Below are 15,589 nucleotides of genomic sequence, written 5' to 3' on the forward strand. Positions count from 1 at the left end.
TGCCCTGCCCCACGGGTAGAATGGCGCCCTTCCCACATCAGCCCGAGCGGACTTCATGGCGTTGCCGACCTTACGGATCATTGGTTTCATCATCGGCATCTTCCTGATCACGCTGGCTGTCGCCATGGTCGTGCCCATGGCCACCCTGGTGATTTTCGAGCGCACCGGCGATCTGCCGTCGTTCCTCTGGGCAAGCATGATCACCTTCGTCGCCGGCCTCGCACTGGTGATTCCCGGCCGCCCGGAACACATTCACCTGCGCCCGCGCGACATGTATCTACTGACCGTCAGCAGTTGGCTGGTGGTGTGCATTTTTGCCGCGCTGCCGTTTCTGCTGACCCAGCACATCAGCTACACCGACTCGTTTTTCGAAAGCATGTCCGGCATCACCGCGACCGGCTCGACCGTGCTCAGCGGGCTGGACACTATGTCACCGGGGATCCTGATGTGGCGCTCGCTGCTGCACTGGCTCGGCGGCATCGGCTTTATCGGTATGGCGGTGGCGATTCTGCCGCTGCTGCGCATTGGTGGCATGCGCCTGTTCCAGACCGAATCCTCGGACCGTTCGGAAAAGGTCATGCCGCGCTCGCACATGGTGGCGCGGCTGATCGTCGCCGCGTATGTCGGCATCACCATCCTCGGCAGCCTGGCGTTCTGGTGGGCCGGGATGAGCCCGTTCGACGCGATCAACCACGCGATGTCGGCGATTTCCACCGGTGGGTTCTCGACCTCCGACCAGTCACTGGCCAAGTGGACGCAACCGGCGGTGCACTGGGTGGCGGTGGTCATCATGATTCTCGGCAGCCTGCCGTTCACCCTGTACGTGGCGACGTTGCGCGGCAACCGCAAGGCGTTGATCAAGGATCAACAGGTGCAGGGTTTGCTCGGCATGTTGCTGGTGACCTGGCTGGTGCTCGGCACCTGGTACTGGTGGACGACCAACCTGCATTGGCTGGATGCCCTGCGCCATGTGGCGCTGAACGTGACCTCGGTGGTCACCACCACCGGATTCGCCCTGGGCGACTACAGCCTGTGGGGCAACTTCTCGCTGATGCTGTTTTTCTATCTGGGGTTTGTCGGCGGCTGTTCCGGTTCGACCGCAGGCGGGATCAAGATCTTCCGTTTCCAGGTCGCCTATATCCTGCTCAAGGCCAACCTTAATCAGCTGATTCACCCGCGCGCGGTGATCAAGCAGAAGTACAACGGTCACCGCCTCGACGAAGAAATCGTGCGCTCGATTCTGACCTTTTCGTTCTTCTTCGCCATCACCATCTGCGTGATCGCCCTGCTGCTGTCGCTGCTCGGCGTCGACTGGATGACCGCGCTGACCGGCGCCGCCAGTACCGTCTCCGGGGTCGGCCCGGGTCTGGGCGAAACCATCGGCCCGGCAGGCAACTTCGCCACCCTGCCGGATGCGGCCAAGTGGATCCTGTCGTTCGGCATGCTGCTCGGCCGACTGGAGATCATTACGGTGTTTGTGCTGTGTATTCCGGCCTTTTGGCGTCACTGATCGCACTAGGCGCCTGCAACAGCCGCGCCCGGTAATCGCCGGGCGTGGTGTCGAACCAGCGGCGGAACGCGCGAAAGAAGTTGCTCGGGTCGGCAAACCCCAACAGGTAAGCGATTTCCAGCAAGGTCATGCTCGGTTGCGCCAGGTACTGTTCGGCCAGTTCGCGGCGGGTGTCGTCGAGCAATTGCTGAAAACTCGTGCCCTCCTCCTGCAAGCGGCGCTGCAAGGTACGCTGCGATAGATGCAGGGTCTGCGCCACGGTATCGCGCTTCGGTTCGCCTTGTGGCAGCAACCGGCACAGCACCTGTCGCGCCTTGTGCGTGACGCGGCTCTCGGAAAACCGCGCCAGATATTCCCCGGCAAACCGGTCATGCAGCAACGCCATCGCCTCGTTGGCGGTGGGCAGCGGCGCTTCCATGTCGGCGCGCTCGAAGATCAGCGCATCGTACGGCGCGTTGAACACCAACGGTGCGTGGAACGCCTGCTTATACGGTTCGAGATCGGCGGGTTGGGCGCCCTGCACCAACACTTTGACCGGGTGCAGCGTGCGCCCGCTCAACCAGCCGCACAGGCCCAGCGCACAGGCCAGCGAGGCTTCGGCACTTTGCCGGGTCGGCGGCAGATGGTCGCCGTGTACGGTCAGAATCAGCGCGTAACCTTCTTCCAGCAGACGAAAGCTCAGGTCAGCACTTTCGGCGATGATCCGCTGATAGCGCACCAGCCGTTGAAAGCCTTCGGCCAGGGTATTGCTCGACATCAGCGCATAACCGGCGACATGAAACGACGCCGGTCGCACCACTTTGCCCATGTTCAGGCCGATCGCCGGGTTGCCGGACAACTCGACCGCCCGTTGCCAGAGCCGGGTCATGGAATCTTGCGGGAAACGCGCATCCGGATCATCCAGGGCTGTGTAATCGAGCCCCAGTTGCTTGAACAGAACCCGGCAATCCAGGCCGTCCATCTCCAATGCTTTGACAATCCCCATCGCCCAGCTTGCAGAAGTCGTTCGTTCGCTCATGGCGTTTTTCTTTTACATGAGGGGCCGCATGCTACGGCCTGATTTGCGAAGGATACTAAAGTGGCGCCGATTGTCACTGGCCCACGCCAATGATCACTCTAGACTCAAATAAGCTACCCGCAGAACAACTCGTCGCCAGAACAATAACCACAGAGATCGCGGTCGTGGAAAACATCAAGCATTTCAACAGCTTCGCTGAGTTCTATCCGTATTACCTCAACGAACACAGCAACAGTACCTGTCGTCGCCTGCATTTCATCGGCACGACCCTGGTGATTTTTATTCTCGCGATGACCATCGCCAAGGGCGCCTGGCTGCTGTTATTGGCGGTGCCGCTGGCCGGTTACAGCTTCGCCTGGATCGGGCACTTCTTCTTTGAAAAGAACCGACCGGCGACCTTTCAGCATCCGCTGTACAGCCTGCTCGGCGACTTCGTCATGTACCGCGACATGATTCTGGGTCGCGTGGCGTTCTGAATGAGGGTCAGCCAATGAATGCCAATGCCCGCTTCACGCACATGCAGGACGGTACACAGGAGGACTGGGCGATCATCGCTGCGGACTTCAGCGCCTACGCCAGGCAGTTGCCGTCACGGATCATGACCCACCTGAAATTGCTCGAAGGCGATTTCGGTGGTTTCCCGGTGGATCGCCTGACCCACTCGCTGCAAACAGCAACCCGCGCCTTTCGCGATGGCCGCGACGAGGAATATGTGGTCTGCGCGTTGCTGCACGACATCGGTGACACGCTCGGCTCGTATAACCACCCGGACATTGCCGCGGCGATTCTCAAGCCGTTCGTCAGCGCCGAGAATCTGTGGATGGTCGAGAAGCACGGGGTGTTTCAGGGCTACTACTTCTTTCATCACTTGGGCATGGATCGGCACCTGCGCGAGCAGTTCAAGGAGCATCCGCAGTTTCAGGCAACCGCCGAGTTTTGCGCCAAGTACGATGCGGCGGCGTTTGATCCGGCGTATGACACGCTGCCATTGAGCTTCTTTGAGCCGATGATGGAGCGGTTGTTTGCGCAGCCGAAGAACTCGATTTACAAGGCAGCAATGGAAGAACACAGCACGGTTTGATGTTGTTTGTTCTGGCCTCATCGCTGGCAAGCCAGCTCCCACAGGGTTCTGTGGCGCTCATAAAACATGTGGGAGCTGGCTTGCCAGCGATGAGGCCCTCTAAAACACCCGAGAATCAGGCGAGCTCGGCGACTTTGGCAGCCTTGAGCTCCGCCTCGCGCGCCTGTGCATCCGCCAGCCGATACAGCTCGATCGTGCCATCCCAATGCTCGATCAACGCCGTGCACGACTCCACCCAATCGCCGCAATTGAGGTAATCCACCTCCCCCACCTTGCGGATCTCGGCATGGTGAATATGCCCGCACACCACACCATGCAACTCACGCTTCACACACTCACGGGCGATGGCTTCTTCAAAATCGCTGATAAAACTCACCGCCGTTTTCACCTTGTGCTTCAGGTACGCCGACAGCGACCAGTAACCGTAGCCATAGCGCGCACGCCAGTGGTTGAGCCAGCGATTGAGCGTCAGGGTGAATTCGTAGGCCGAGTCGCCAAGGAACGCCAGCCAGCGGTGATAACGGGTGATCACATCAAACTGATCGCCATGAATCACCAGCAGATGTCGGCCATCGGCCGTGACATGCACCGCCTCGTCGACCAACTGGATGTTGCCCAGAATCAGCTTCGAATAACGCCGCAGGAATTCATCGTGGTTGCCGGTGACATAAATCACCTCGGTGCCGCGCTTGCTCATGGTCAGCAAACGACGGATCACGTTGGTATGCGCCTGCGGCCAGTACATGCCGCCGCGCAGTTTCCAGCCGTCGATGATGTCGCCGACCAGGTAAATCTTGTCGGCGTGATAGCCCTTGAGGAACGTCGACAAATGCTCGGCCTGGCAATCCCTTGTGCCCAGGTGCACGTCGGAAATCCACAAGGTACGCACGCGTTGTTTGCGGCTGGGTTTGGCGAGCTCGGCGCTGGTCATGGGCAACCCTCTGCGATGTTTTCGTCACTGTGCGCGTGCCCGGTTAATCGACCATGACAACTGTGAGTCAGTCCTGTGACAACGCATCCGGCATGCACCGGTGTAGACTGACGATCACTTCGGAGACGACCTGCCATGCGACCGATCCTCACCTTGCGTCAGTACACCCGCGACTTGATCGCGCACAGCCATGAGCACGCGCAACTGGTGTTCGGCTTGTCCGGTGCGCTGGATTTCGAGGTCGAAGGCTGTGGCAGTCAGGTGCGCCAGCAGAGTTTCGTGGTGATTCCGTCCGGCGCGCATCATGCCTGCGGCAGTCCCGACGGTAGCCGCTGTCTGGTGCTCGATATTCCTGAAGGGCAATGGGTGACCGAGTCTCTCGGCGAGCACGCCGAAGCCAGTCGCCGCTTGCTTGATCAGCCCGCACGCCTTTCGCTGGACTCTGGGCAAAGCCAGCTGGTCAATTGGCTGGCGAACAGTCCGGTCAGCGATCCGTTGATCGCTCAGCAAGGCGCGGTGTTGCTGCTGGCCAGCCTCAATCTTGCGCAACCGGCCGAACTCGCCGCGCGGCGCCTGCCTTATGCCGCGCTGGATGCGCACATCGAGCAATACGCCGCTTACCCTTTGCAAGTCGCCGATCTGGCACGAGTCGCCGGTTTATCCAGCGCGCGCCTGCATGCACGGTTCATGGCCGAGTGCGGGCAGACACCGATGGATTACATCCGTAGCCGGCGGCTGCATCTGGCGGTGCAACTGCTGCGCGACACAGGTCTGCCGATCGGCGAAGTGGCCAGCCGCGTCGGTTACAGCTCACAGAGTGCTTTTTCAGCCGCAGTCCTACGTGAGTTCGGGGCATCACCCGGCCAGCTTCGGCGCGATTCCTACAACAAAAGACGATAGTTTGCCGACAGACTTGCGGGCCGATACGCGGTTCAATGGAGCGGTGAAATTGAACCTGGAAAAAGGACTGCAATGACTCCGCGTACTGCCCTCGGCGCTCTGCATATCGGCGCTTTGATGTTCGGCCTGACCGGGGTGTTCGGCAAACTCGCCGCCGCATCCCCCGCCGTGATTGTTTTCGGTCGCGCGGCTTTTGCCGTGCTCGCCCTGGCGTTTTTTGCGCGCTTTGCGAGCCAGCATGGCTGGCAAAAACTTCAAGCCGTGGATTGGCGCCGCCTCGCCCTCAGCGGTGTGTTACTGGCCGGGCACTGGGTGAGTTTCTTCGTTTCAGTGAAGATTGCCGGCGTGGCGATCGCAACGTTGGGCTTTGCCAGTTTCCCGGCGTTTACGGTGATCCTTGAAGGGTTGATCTTCCGCGAGCGCATCCGTGCCAACGAGATCATCCTCGTCGTGTTGGTCACGGTCGGTCTGGTGCTGGTGACACCGGCATTCGATCTGGCCAGCGGCGCAACCACCGGCCTGCTCTGGGCGGTGTTGTCGGGCCTGCTGTTTTCCCTGCTGTCGCTGACCAATCGCGCCAGCTCCGGGCGGATTCCGGCAGTGCAGGCAGCGCTGTGTCAAAACGTGGTGGTGGCGTTGTGTCTGCTGCCGGTTGCGGCGCCGCAGCTCAGCGAGGTCCGCGCATTGGACTGGCTGTGGATCGGCTTGCTCGGCGTGTTCTGCACCGGCGTGGCCCATAGTCTGTTCGTCGCCAGTCTGGCGGTGATCAAGGCACGCACGGCGGCAGTGGTGTTTGCCATGGAGCCGGTTTACGGCATCACCATCGCCTGGCTGCTGTTCAACGAAAACCCGACGCTACGGATGTTGATGGGCGGCGCACTGATCATCATCGCCATCGTCGTGTCCGCGCGGATGTCGGGCAGCGCCGACAAGAAAACCGTTGCCGCCGAAGTCGCGTCTCACTGAGTGCGGTCGTTGTGTCCGAGGTCGCGGTCTGGATCGATCTGATCGCGAACCCGCTGTTTGAGCACCTTGGCCTCCGGAAAACCACCGTCGGCCTTGCGTTCCCAGATCTGCGCACCGGCACAGGTGATGTGAAACACCCCACCGGTGCCCGGGACCAAAGACACTTTGCCGAGGTCGTCGCCGAAGGTGCTGAGCAGTTCCTGCGCCAGCCACGCCGCGCGCAGCAGCCACTGGCATTGGGTGCAATAAGTGATGACAACTTCTGCTTTTGCGACAGTCATGTTCGCTGAAACTCCTGAGACAGAGGGCGCCGCTATAATAGCCGGCTTTATCGCTTGCCCCGAGACTCACAATGCGCCGTCTGCTGTTCTGCCTGCTGCTTGGTTTTCTTCCTCTGTTTGTTCACGCCAGTGAGGCGACACGACCGAAAGTCGGTCTGGTGCTGTCCGGCGGTGCTGCGCGTGGGCTGGCGCACATCGGCGTGCTCAAGGCGCTCGAAGAGCAAGGCATCAAGATCGATGCGATCGCCGGCACCAGCATGGGCGCGGTGGTCGGCGGCCTGTACGCCTCGGGTTACAAGATCGATGAACTGGAAAAGCTTGCGCTGAAGATCGACTGGCAAGCCGCACTGTCCGATGCGCCACCGCGTGAAGACGTGCCGTTTCGACGCAAGCAGGATGACCGTGACTTTCTGGTGAAACAGAAACTCAGCTTTCGCGACGACGGCAGCCTCGGCCTGCCACTGGGCGTGATTCAGGGGCAGAACCTCGCGCTGTTACTGGAAAGCCTGCTGGCGCACACCAGCGATACACGGGATTTCGACAAGTTGCCGATCCCCTTCCGTGCCGTCGCGACCGACATCGCCAATGGCGAAAAAGTGGTGTTCCGCAAAGGTCATTTGCCTCAGGTGATTCGCGCCAGCATGTCGATCCCGGCGGTGTTCGCCCCGGTCGAGCTCGACGGTCGACTGCTGGTGGACGGTGGCATGACCGACAATATTCCGCTCGATGTCGCGCGGGAAATGGGCGTCGACGTGGCCATCGTCGTCGACATCGGCACACCCCTGCGCAACCGCAAGCAACTGACCACCGTAGTCGATGTGCTGAACCAGTCGATCACCCTGATGACGCGCAGTAATTCCGAAGAACAACTGGCGGCACTGAAACCCACTGATGTGCTGATTCAGCCAGCACTCGCGGCGTTCGGCGTCACCGATTTCGGCAAGGCCCAGGACATGATCGACGCCGGCTACCGCGCCACGCGAATCCTCGATGCGCGCCTCGCCGTGCTCAAACCCAAAGAATCCCAGGACGCCGAACTCAATGCCGCGCGCTCACCGGGCCAGCGCACGCCGATCATCACCGCGATCCGTGTCGAGAATGATTCGAAAGTCGATGACGATGTGATCCGCTATTACATTCGCCAGCACATCGGCGAGCCGCTGGACCTGGCGCGACTGCACTCGGACATGGGCACTTTGTACGGCCTCGATTACTTCGAGCAGGTGCAATACCGCGTGGTGCACAAGGGCGAGAATCACACGTTGGTGATCAGCGCCCGCGGTAAACGCAGCGGCACCGATTACCTGCGGGTTGGCTTGAACCTGTCCGATGACATGCGCGGCGACAGTGCTTTCAACCTCGGCGCCAGTTATCGCGTCAACGGCATCAACCGCCTCGGCGCAGAATGGCTGACTCGGGCGCAGATTGGTGACAAGCAGGAGCTGTACAGCGAGTTCTATCAACCGCTGGACGTCGGTTCGCGCTACTTCGTCGCGCCCTACGCATCGTTCGAAGCGCAGAACGTCGATTCGGTGCTCGACAACGATCCGATCGCGCAGTATCGCGTCGAGCGCTACGGTTTTGGCCTCAACGTCGGTCGACAGATCGGCAACAACGGCGAAGTACGTTTCGGTGTGGGTGAGGCGTGGGGCAAGGCCGATGTGCGCATCGGCGATCAGGATCTGCCGAGTGAAAACTTCAACGAAGGCTTTTATGCATTGAAGTATTCGTACGACTCACTGGATAACGTCTACTTCCCTCACGAAGGCAAAGACATCAGCCTGACATTCATGCAATTCGAACCGAGCCTGGGATCGGACACGCGCTACCGACAGTGGGAATTCAAACTCGACAAAGCCATGAGCCGTGGCCCGGACACGTTGATCCTCGGTGGTCGCTATGGACGCACCCTCGACGATGCCAACGTGGTCACCTCAAGCTTTCTGCTGGGCGGTGCGCGGCAGTTGTCGGGTTTCCGTGAAGACGCCATTTCCGGGCAAAACGTCAGCCTGATGCGTGCGGTGTATTACCGCCGACTGACACCGCGCTCTTACCTGCCGCTGGACTTCCCGCTGTATGCCGGTGCTTCGCTGGAGCGTGGACGGGCGTGGAACAATGACAATGAGTTCGACAGCGGCTACATCAACGCCGCCAGTGTATTCATCGGTTTCGATACACCGATGGGGCCGTTGAATTTCAGTTACGGGTTGAATGATGCGAATGAGCAGGCGGTGTATTTGAACCTCGGGCAGACGTTCTGATCAGCTTGCCTGACAAACCATCGGGTTCAGCGAATCCCCGCCAACAACGTCCGCGCCGTTTGCTTCAAAGGCTCATCCCCTTCTTTGAGCAACTCATTGAGCAATGCAATCGCACTGTCGATATCGCCGTCATCAATGCACGTTTGCGCCTGCTCGAGTTTGCCGGAATTGGCGTCGTGCAGCGGCTCCGGCTCCTGCAGGTCCAGCGGTTGCAACGCCAGTGACGGCTCGGGATCAGCAAACTCATTGAGGAAATCTTCATCCAGCGGCGCTGCTTGCGCGTCAGGGATCCACTCAAGTTCGGCGTCGTCGCTGACCGCTTCCGGCAAATCAAAGTCCTGCGGCAAGACCTGTAAACCGGAACCGAGGGTGGAAGTCTCTGCTGGCGGCTCAGCCGGAGCCGAACGACTGTCTTCCAGATCCCAACTGGAATCCATCGACAACTCGCCCAGGTTCAGCTCGAAATCATCTTCAGGCGCCGTTTGTGCAGCGACAACAGGAGCCGCTGCAATGATCGGCGCCACCGCGGCCAACGCAGCGAGACCCGACAGTTTCGGATGTCGGGCGCGGACATCGCGCAACGTCTGGGCATCGACGCCCAGTTCGCGCAAATGGCTTTCCTGTTGATCGTATGCGGCGTTATCGCCCTGACGCCCCAGCACCTCCAGCAATTGCACGCCCAGGTCGACGCGCTGCGGCTCCTTGTGCAAGGCATCGCGCAGCAACCCGACAGCCTCGCCAAGGCGTCCGTAAGCCAGATAGATGCCCACGGCTTCCAGCACGTCGCCCGCCGCCGGCTCCTCACGATGCTCGGCTGAGGCGTGAGCCCTCACGGGCTCGCTGTTTTCGAGCGCATCGACATCGGGATCATTGCGCAGTGGCATCAGCGGCAACGGTTCGTCACTCGGTGTCTGTTGTTGTCGTCGACGGTAAATGAACAGCCCGCCCAATGCGCCCAGTACGAGCAACAGAACGCCGAGCAGCGGCCAGTTCAAACCATCCTCCGCAGGCTCTACCGGTGCAGCGACCGGGGTCGCTGTTGGCGCCACTACGGGCGGCGGCGCAGGCTTTTGCAGCTCTGCCAAGCGCGTTTGCAAATCACTGACCTGCTTTTTTCCGTCGGCTATCTGCACATCCTGTGATTGCAATTTGCTGTTCAGATCATCGACGGTTTTTTGCAATTGCTGATTCAGCAATACGCTGGCGGCCAATTGCTCGGCCACGGCATCAGCGGCGGCGCTTGTTGCCGGTGCAGGTGCGGGGACAGGAGCGGTATCGCGTTTGCCTTGGGCGGCCTGCGGTGCCGCGGTGACAGGTTCGACCGTGGGGAATGCAGAGGATTGCGGACGTGGATCCGGCTCATCGGTGGCGGGCACGATCCCGGGCGAACCCGGCGGATCGATCAGCACGGTGTACTCGCGCAGCAACCGGCCATTGGGCTGATTGAGCTGTACGAGGAAGTTCAGAAACGGCTCATTGACCGGTTTATTGGAGGTCACCCGGATCATCTGGCGATTGCCATGCACGATCGGTGTGAACTTGAGGTCGTTGAGGAAGAACACCCGCTCGACGCCGGCCTGGCCGAACTCATCTGCCGTCGCCAGGCTGACCGAGAGTTCGTTCTGCGTGAGCGCGCCGACATCCACTAGAGCGATGTCGGCCTTGAGCGGTTGATTGAGGGCCGAATGAACAGTGATGTCACCCAGCCCCAAGGCCATCGACCCGGTCGAGTAACTGAATACGCCAGCGATCAGTAGCCATTTGGCGCCACCGCGCAGTACCACGTGCCGACTTGCGAGCATGAGCATCCCTTAAATAAGCAAAACCGACTTCTATGCGTTCGCACATCCGGTACGAACACGATATTGCCCAGTAGTTCTTATAGTCTGCTCAGCGCGATCCCTCAAAAAACCGCTGCGCGGTTATGCCTCAAGATTTTTCCAGGTTGCCCAGAATGTGCCCGTGAACGCGCATGCACACCTTCAAATCCGCCTCGTCGACGCCCTCGAACAATTCGTGGCGCAGTTGCGTGGCAATGGTTTCGATTTGTTCGATCAACGGCAGGGCCGGCGAGCAGAGAACGATCTTTTTCGCCCGACGGTCTTCCATCACGGACTGGCGTTGCACCAGTCCCTGGCTTTCCAGACTATCGAGCAAGCGTGCGAGGGTCGGACCTTCGACACCGACGCTTTGCGCCAGCTCACGTTGGGTCGGCGCCTCTTCGAAGCGCGCCAGATGCAGCAGCACCAGCCAGCGCGCCTGGGACAGTCCCAGGCCGGCCAGCCGGCGGTCCAGTTCGGCACGCCAGCCACGGGACATCTGGGCCAGTTGCATGCCAAAGCGGTGTTGATCGGTTAACGGCATAAAACACTCACGGTTAGACTGAAAAATAAAGAATTTCTAATTATTAGCCAGCTAAGCATGAGCTGCAGTTATAGGCAAGTGGCGGTCTGTACTGAATCGTTACATCTTGAAAGCCCCTCACCCTAGCCCTCTCCCGGAGGGAGAGGGGACTGAATGGGGGATATTTGGGAATTACGCCGACCTGAGTGGGCTTAGCTGAATCCACAATTGGAAGACCCTCACCCTAACCCTAACCCTCTCCCAAAGGGAGAGGGGACTGAATGGGGGATATTGGGGAATTACGCCGACCTGAGTGGGCTTAGCTGAATCGAGTATTGGAAGACCCTCACCCTAACCCTCTCCCAAAGGGAGAGGGGACTGAATGGGGGGATATTTGGGATTTACGCCGACGTGTCAGATCAGCGTTGAATCCATAATCGACTCGGGGTTTCAGGTCGATGTATGGCGCAAGACACCTCGATCGGCCCCCTCTCCCTCTGGGAGAGGGCTGGGGTGAGGGGTAAGGGGTACGCCAAATTACATCTCGAATTCCGACTGCAGCGCAGCCCGCACGCAATACAGCACGCCTTCTGGAACACGACCTGCAAACAACTCGGCGATTTCGGCGACCGACGGCAACTCACCTTCGCCATCGAGGAACGCGTCCTGCACTTCACCCATCAGCTCTTCCGGCAAGTCCAGCGCCTGCTCCAGCGACAACTGTTGCTTGCCGATGGCTTCGGCGAGCATCGTATACACGTTCTTTTCCGAGCACTGCAACTGACCGGCGATCTGCAACGGCGTCATGCCGGCGCGGGCCAGTGTGATCAGCTCGTGGCGCACATCGGCCACCGCTTTCGGTGCCTCGACTTCGCCGCCGAGCACTTCGAGGAACGCCTCGCCGTAGCGCTCGAGCTTGCGTGCACCGACGCCACTGACCGTGGCCATTTCCGCCAGCGAGGTCGGTTGACTGCGCAGCATCTCCAGCAGCGTCGAGTCGGGGAAGATGACGTACGGCGGCACGCCGTGTTCTTCGGCAAGTTTGCGGCGCAAGGCGCGCAAGGCTTCCCACTGTTCGCGCTCTTCGCCGCGCACCAATTGGCTGGCCGGGCTCTTGCTGTTGGTCTTGGCGGCGACTTGCGGCTTCAGGTCGCGGCGCAGCTCAAGGCTCACTTCGCCCTTGAGCAGCGGTCGGCAACTGTCGTTCAACCGCAGGCCGCCGTAACCTTCATGATCGACATCGGCCAGGCCCCGCGCGACCAACTGACGGAACAACGAACGCCATTCGCTTTCGCTCAGTGCTTTGCCCACGCCATACACCGACAAATGCTGATGGCCGAAGCTGCGTACTTTTTCGTTGTCCTTGCCCAGCAACACATCGACCAGGTGGCCAACGCCATAGCGTTGACCGGTGCGGAAAATCGCCGACAACGCCTGACGCGCAGGCTCGGTAGCGTCCCAGGTCTGCACGCCATCGACACAGTTGTCGCAATGGCCGCACGGCTCGGGCATGTCTTCGTCGAAATACGCCAGCAGGGTCTGGCGACGGCAGCGGGTTTCTTCGCACAGCGAGAGCATGGCGTCGAGCTTGTGCTGCTCCAGACGCTTGTGTCGCTCGTCACCTTCGGAGTTCTGCAACATCTGCTTGAGCATCACCACGTCTTGCAGACCGTAGGCCATCCACGCGTCCGCCGGCAGACCGTCACGGCCGCCGCGACCGGTTTCCTGGTAATACGCTTCCAGGGATTTCGGCAAATCAAGGTGCGCGACGAAGCGTACGTTGGGCTTGTCGATGCCCATGCCGAACGCCACGGTGGCGACCATGATCAAACCCTCTTCGTTGAGGAAGCGCTTCTGGTTAAAGGCACGCAACTCGTTGGGCAGGCCGGCATGGTACGGCAGCGCCGGAAAGCCCTGCTCGCTGAGGAACGCGGCCACCTCTTCGACCTTCTTGCGCGACAGGCAATAAACGATGCCGGCGTCGCTGCGGCGCTCGGCAAGGAACGCCAGCAACTGCTTGCGCGGCTGTTCCTTGGGCACGATGCGGTAGAAGATGTTCGGCCGGTCGAAGCTCGACAGGAAGCGCTCGGCATTCTGCAAATGCAGACGCGTGACGATTTCTTCGCGGGTACGTTTGTCGGCGGTGGCGGTCAGGGCGATGCGCGGGACGTCGGGAAACATCTCGGCCAACTGGCCCAGTTGCAGGTATTCCGGACGGAAGTCGTGGCCCCATTGCGATACGCAGTGCGCCTCGTCGATGGCGAACAACGCGATGTTCAGCCCTTGCAGAAACGACAGCATGCGCGGCTGCACCAGACGCTCGGGCGCCAGATAGAGCATCTTCACTTCGCCACGCTTGATCCGCGCCGCGAGGTCGCGCTGCTGTTCGGCGCTCAGCGTCGAGTTCAGGGCCGCAGCGGCAACGCCCAACTCTTCAAGAGTAGCGACCTGATCGTCCATCAACGCGATCAACGGCGACACCACCACCGCCAGGCCATCGCGCAACAGTGCCGGCACCTGGAAGCACAGGGATTTACCGCCACCGGTAGGCATCAGCACCAGCGCGTCACCGCCGCTGGCCACGCGCTCAATGATTGCACCCTGACGGCCACGGAAACTGTCGTAGCCGAAGATGTCCTTGAGGACGCGTTGAGCCTGTTCGAGCATAAAAACTCCAGAAATCACAAAAACATCCCTGCAAGGCTGGTTCATCACGGGCAAAGCTGCACCGCAGAATCGTAAGAACGCATTGCATGACAGGCGCAATGCGCGCAGGGAGCGCAAAACGCGGCAGTATACCCGAGCCCTCCCCTGCACAGGGTGCCGCTGATAAGACACACCCTGTAATCAGCTCACAGCGCGCCCACAGGGTTTGGATGCAATCGGTTATTGCGGCAAATCTGCCGTGCGGCTGGCTTGAGCGCGCAAGAAGGCCTAGAATTCCCGCATTGTTTATTCCCCCAAGGTAGCCCCGTAATGTCCTTCGCTGAGCAACTGACCCGCCTGCAAGTCTTCCTCGACGCCGACGAACTGCATGACGAGGCGCTGGATTACGTGGCCGCTCACGGCTACCTCACCGCCCTGTCGATCTGCTCGGACGTCGTGCCGGATCGTGAGTGGATCGACGCCCTGTTCGCCGAAGAGCCGCACTACAGCGGTGAAGCGCAACGCGAAGAGATCGAAGCCACTTTGATCGGCCTCAAGGCGCACATCGCCCGTCAACTGGCCTCGGATGAAGAATTCGAACTGCCTTGCGAACTGGATCTGGGCGACGATCCGGACGACTCTGAACTACGCGGCTGGTGCATCGGTTTCATGGAAGGCGTGTTCCTGCGTGAAGCGGCCTGGTTCGAAACCGCCGAAGAAGAAGTCAGCGAAATGTTGCTGCCGATCATGGTCGGTTCGGGCCTGTTCGACGAACAGCCAGAGTTCGAAGACATCGCCAAGGACGCCAACCTGATGGACGACATGATCGTACAGATCCCGGAAGCCCTGACCGCGCTGTACCTGCTGTGCCAGGCGCCAGACGAAAAACCGGCGATCCTCAAGCCACGTCATCACTAAGACCCAGCCTATGGACAATCCCATAGGCAACCGCCCCCTGATGTTGCGCTACTTGCTGCTGGCCATCGGCTGGCTCAGCGTGGCATTGGGGGTGATCGGGATTTTCCTGCCCGTATTGCCCACCACCCCTTTCCTCCTGCTCGCGGCGGCATGTTTCGCCCGCAGCTCTCCGCGCTTTTATAAATGGCTTGTCGAACATCCACGACTCGGGCCATGGATTCGCGACTACCTCGATGGCAACGGCATACCGCTCAAGGGCAAGATCTACGCGATCGGGCTGATGTGGGTCAGCATTCTGTTCTCGTGTTATCTGGTGCCGCTGCCGTGGGCGCGGGGCTTCATGCTGACCAGCGCGGTGCTGGTGACGGTCTATATCGCGCGCCAGAAAACGCTGCGCAAATCCTGAGCGGGCGGTGAACGAGGCTACCGATCATCGGAAAACAGCCTTGACCTGTCAGATCTGACAGGTGCGCATTCTGCCGTTTCGCCGTTCAATCACTCCGTCACTTTCCCGACCGGAGCCGTTGCCATGTCCACCCCAAACAAACCCTTGGTACACAAGGAACTCGACATCCCCGGGCGCAGCAAAGACCCGGTGTCGGTGAGTCCTGAGAAGGTCTGGGGCATCAACATCGCCGCCGCGCTGGGCAATTTTCCGCTTCATGGCCTGCTGTGCCGGGCGGGGCCGTGGGGCAACATGGCGAAAGGCGACAAGGCGACGGTCGAATGGGGCA

At 60.4% G+C, this 15,589-nt stretch carries 15 protein-coding genes; 9 read left to right on the plus strand and 6 right to left on the minus strand.

Going from position 1 to position 15,589, the window contains the following annotated elements:
- The first annotated feature begins 55 nt into the window (after positions 1-55).
- Positions 56-1,510, plus strand: a complete 1,455-nt coding sequence (locus WA225_RS19565; RefSeq protein WP_422609208.1) for a TrkH family potassium uptake protein — start codon at positions 56-58, stop codon at positions 1,508-1,510.
- Here WA225_RS19565 and WA225_RS19570 read toward each other — a convergent pair.
- The gene (locus WA225_RS19570; RefSeq protein WP_422609209.1) at positions 1,467-2,528 is read right to left on the minus strand and encodes an AraC family transcriptional regulator; all 1,062 of its coding nucleotides are present in this window, start codon (positions 2,526-2,528) and stop codon (positions 1,467-1,469) included. The genes WA225_RS19565 and WA225_RS19570 overlap by 44 nt on opposite strands.
- Positions 2,529-2,692: 164 nt before the next feature.
- Here WA225_RS19570 and WA225_RS19575 point away from each other — a divergent pair, with 164 nt between their 5' ends.
- Together WA225_RS19575 and WA225_RS19580 are read left to right on the plus strand one after the other, a co-directional pair.
- Positions 2,693-3,004, plus strand: coding sequence for an Mpo1-like protein (locus WA225_RS19575; protein ID WP_422609210.1), 312 nt, complete (start codon positions 2,693-2,695; stop codon positions 3,002-3,004).
- A gap of 14 nt (positions 3,005-3,018) precedes the next feature.
- Positions 3,019-3,609, plus strand: a complete 591-nt coding sequence (locus WA225_RS19580) for an HD domain-containing protein (protein WP_422609211.1) — start codon at positions 3,019-3,021, stop codon at positions 3,607-3,609.
- Between the two features lie 115 nt (positions 3,610-3,724).
- On the opposite strand, the gene WA225_RS19585 is transcribed toward WA225_RS19580, so the two are convergent.
- Positions 3,725-4,540 (minus strand): UDP-2,3-diacylglucosamine diphosphatase, encoded by an 816-nt coding sequence (locus WA225_RS19585; RefSeq protein ID WP_422609212.1) that lies wholly within the window; start codon positions 4,538-4,540, stop codon positions 3,725-3,727.
- Between the two features lie 135 nt (positions 4,541-4,675).
- Between WA225_RS19585 and WA225_RS19590 the strand changes: the two genes are divergently transcribed.
- A complete protein-coding gene (locus WA225_RS19590; RefSeq protein ID WP_422609213.1) occupies positions 4,676-5,440 on the plus strand; it encodes an AraC family transcriptional regulator in 765 nt (254 codons plus the stop codon).
- 72 nt (positions 5,441-5,512) lie between these two features.
- Entirely contained in the window at positions 5,513-6,406 is an 894-nt protein-coding gene (locus tag WA225_RS19595) for a DMT family transporter (protein WP_422609214.1), read from the plus strand.
- Here WA225_RS19595 and WA225_RS19600 read toward each other — a convergent pair.
- Complete coding sequence (locus WA225_RS19600) at positions 6,400-6,687, minus strand: SelT/SelW/SelH family protein (protein WP_422609215.1); 288 nt, start codon at positions 6,685-6,687, stop codon at positions 6,400-6,402. The two genes, WA225_RS19595 and WA225_RS19600, sit on opposite strands and share 7 nt — an antisense overlap.
- A 71-nt stretch (positions 6,688-6,758) precedes the next feature.
- Here WA225_RS19600 and WA225_RS19605 point away from each other — a divergent pair, with 71 nt between their 5' ends.
- A complete protein-coding gene (locus tag WA225_RS19605) occupies positions 6,759-8,948 on the plus strand; it encodes a patatin-like phospholipase family protein (protein WP_422609216.1) in 2,190 nt (729 codons plus the stop codon).
- 26 nt (positions 8,949-8,974) lie between these two features.
- Here WA225_RS19605 and WA225_RS19610 read toward each other — a convergent pair whose 3' ends face one another.
- From WA225_RS19610 to recQ, 3 genes are all read right to left on the minus strand, one after another.
- Positions 8,975-10,750 (minus strand): FimV/HubP family polar landmark protein, encoded by a 1,776-nt coding sequence (locus tag WA225_RS19610; protein ID WP_422609217.1) that lies wholly within the window; start codon positions 10,748-10,750, stop codon positions 8,975-8,977.
- A gap of 127 nt (positions 10,751-10,877) precedes the next feature.
- Positions 10,878-11,312, minus strand: coding sequence for a MarR family transcriptional regulator (locus tag WA225_RS19615; RefSeq protein ID WP_422609218.1), 435 nt, complete (start codon positions 11,310-11,312; stop codon positions 10,878-10,880).
- A 516-nt stretch (positions 11,313-11,828) separates the two neighbouring features.
- Positions 11,829-13,958, minus strand: a complete 2,130-nt coding sequence (recQ, locus tag WA225_RS19620) for a DNA helicase RecQ (protein ID WP_422609219.1) — start codon at positions 13,956-13,958, stop codon at positions 11,829-11,831.
- A 309-nt stretch (positions 13,959-14,267) separates the two neighbouring features.
- Between recQ and WA225_RS19625 the strand changes: the two genes are divergently transcribed.
- The 3 genes from WA225_RS19625 to WA225_RS19635 form a co-directional block, all read left to right on the plus strand.
- Entirely contained in the window at positions 14,268-14,855 is a 588-nt protein-coding gene (locus WA225_RS19625; protein WP_422609220.1) for a UPF0149 family protein, read from the plus strand.
- Positions 14,856-14,865: 10 nt separating this feature from the next.
- The gene (locus WA225_RS19630) at positions 14,866-15,261 is read left to right on the plus strand and encodes a YbaN family protein (protein WP_422609221.1); all 396 of its coding nucleotides are present in this window, start codon (positions 14,866-14,868) and stop codon (positions 15,259-15,261) included.
- Between the two features lie 123 nt (positions 15,262-15,384).
- The coding region (locus WA225_RS19635; RefSeq protein WP_422609222.1) for a hypothetical protein at positions 15,385-15,589 on the plus strand (205 nt) is incomplete at its 3' end.

Source organism: Pseudomonas sp., from assembly GCF_049300855.1.
Taxonomy (GTDB): Bacteria; Pseudomonadota; Gammaproteobacteria; order Pseudomonadales; family Pseudomonadaceae; genus Aquipseudomonas.

Excerpts from the sequence above, each read along its gene's own strand:
- WA225_RS19565 (WP_422609208.1), top strand. The coding sequence starts at position 56 with ATGGCGTTGCCGACCTTACGGATCATTGGTTTCATCATCGGCATCTTC.
- WA225_RS19570 (WP_422609209.1), bottom strand. The coding sequence starts at position 2,528 with ATGAGCGAACGAACGACTTCTGCAAGCTGGGCGATGGGGATTGTCAAA.
- WA225_RS19580 (WP_422609211.1), top strand. The coding sequence starts at position 3,019 with ATGAATGCCAATGCCCGCTTCACGCACATGCAGGACGGTACACAGGAG.
- WA225_RS19585 (WP_422609212.1), bottom strand. The coding sequence starts at position 4,540 with ATGACCAGCGCCGAGCTCGCCAAACCCAGCCGCAAACAACGCGTGCGT.
- WA225_RS19590 (WP_422609213.1), top strand. The coding sequence starts at position 4,676 with ATGCGACCGATCCTCACCTTGCGTCAGTACACCCGCGACTTGATCGCG.
- WA225_RS19595 (WP_422609214.1), top strand. The coding sequence starts at position 5,513 with ATGACTCCGCGTACTGCCCTCGGCGCTCTGCATATCGGCGCTTTGATG.
- WA225_RS19600 (WP_422609215.1), bottom strand. The coding sequence starts at position 6,687 with ATGACTGTCGCAAAAGCAGAAGTTGTCATCACTTATTGCACCCAATGC.
- WA225_RS19605 (WP_422609216.1), top strand. The coding sequence starts at position 6,759 with ATGCGCCGTCTGCTGTTCTGCCTGCTGCTTGGTTTTCTTCCTCTGTTT.
- WA225_RS19610 (WP_422609217.1), bottom strand. The coding sequence starts at position 10,750 with ATGCTCGCAAGTCGGCACGTGGTACTGCGCGGTGGCGCCAAATGGCTA.
- WA225_RS19615 (WP_422609218.1), bottom strand. The coding sequence starts at position 11,312 with ATGCCGTTAACCGATCAACACCGCTTTGGCATGCAACTGGCCCAGATG.
- recQ (WP_422609219.1), bottom strand. The coding sequence starts at position 13,958 with ATGCTCGAACAGGCTCAACGCGTCCTCAAGGACATCTTCGGCTACGAC.
- WA225_RS19625 (WP_422609220.1), top strand. The coding sequence starts at position 14,268 with ATGTCCTTCGCTGAGCAACTGACCCGCCTGCAAGTCTTCCTCGACGCC.
- WA225_RS19630 (WP_422609221.1), top strand. The coding sequence starts at position 14,866 with ATGGACAATCCCATAGGCAACCGCCCCCTGATGTTGCGCTACTTGCTG.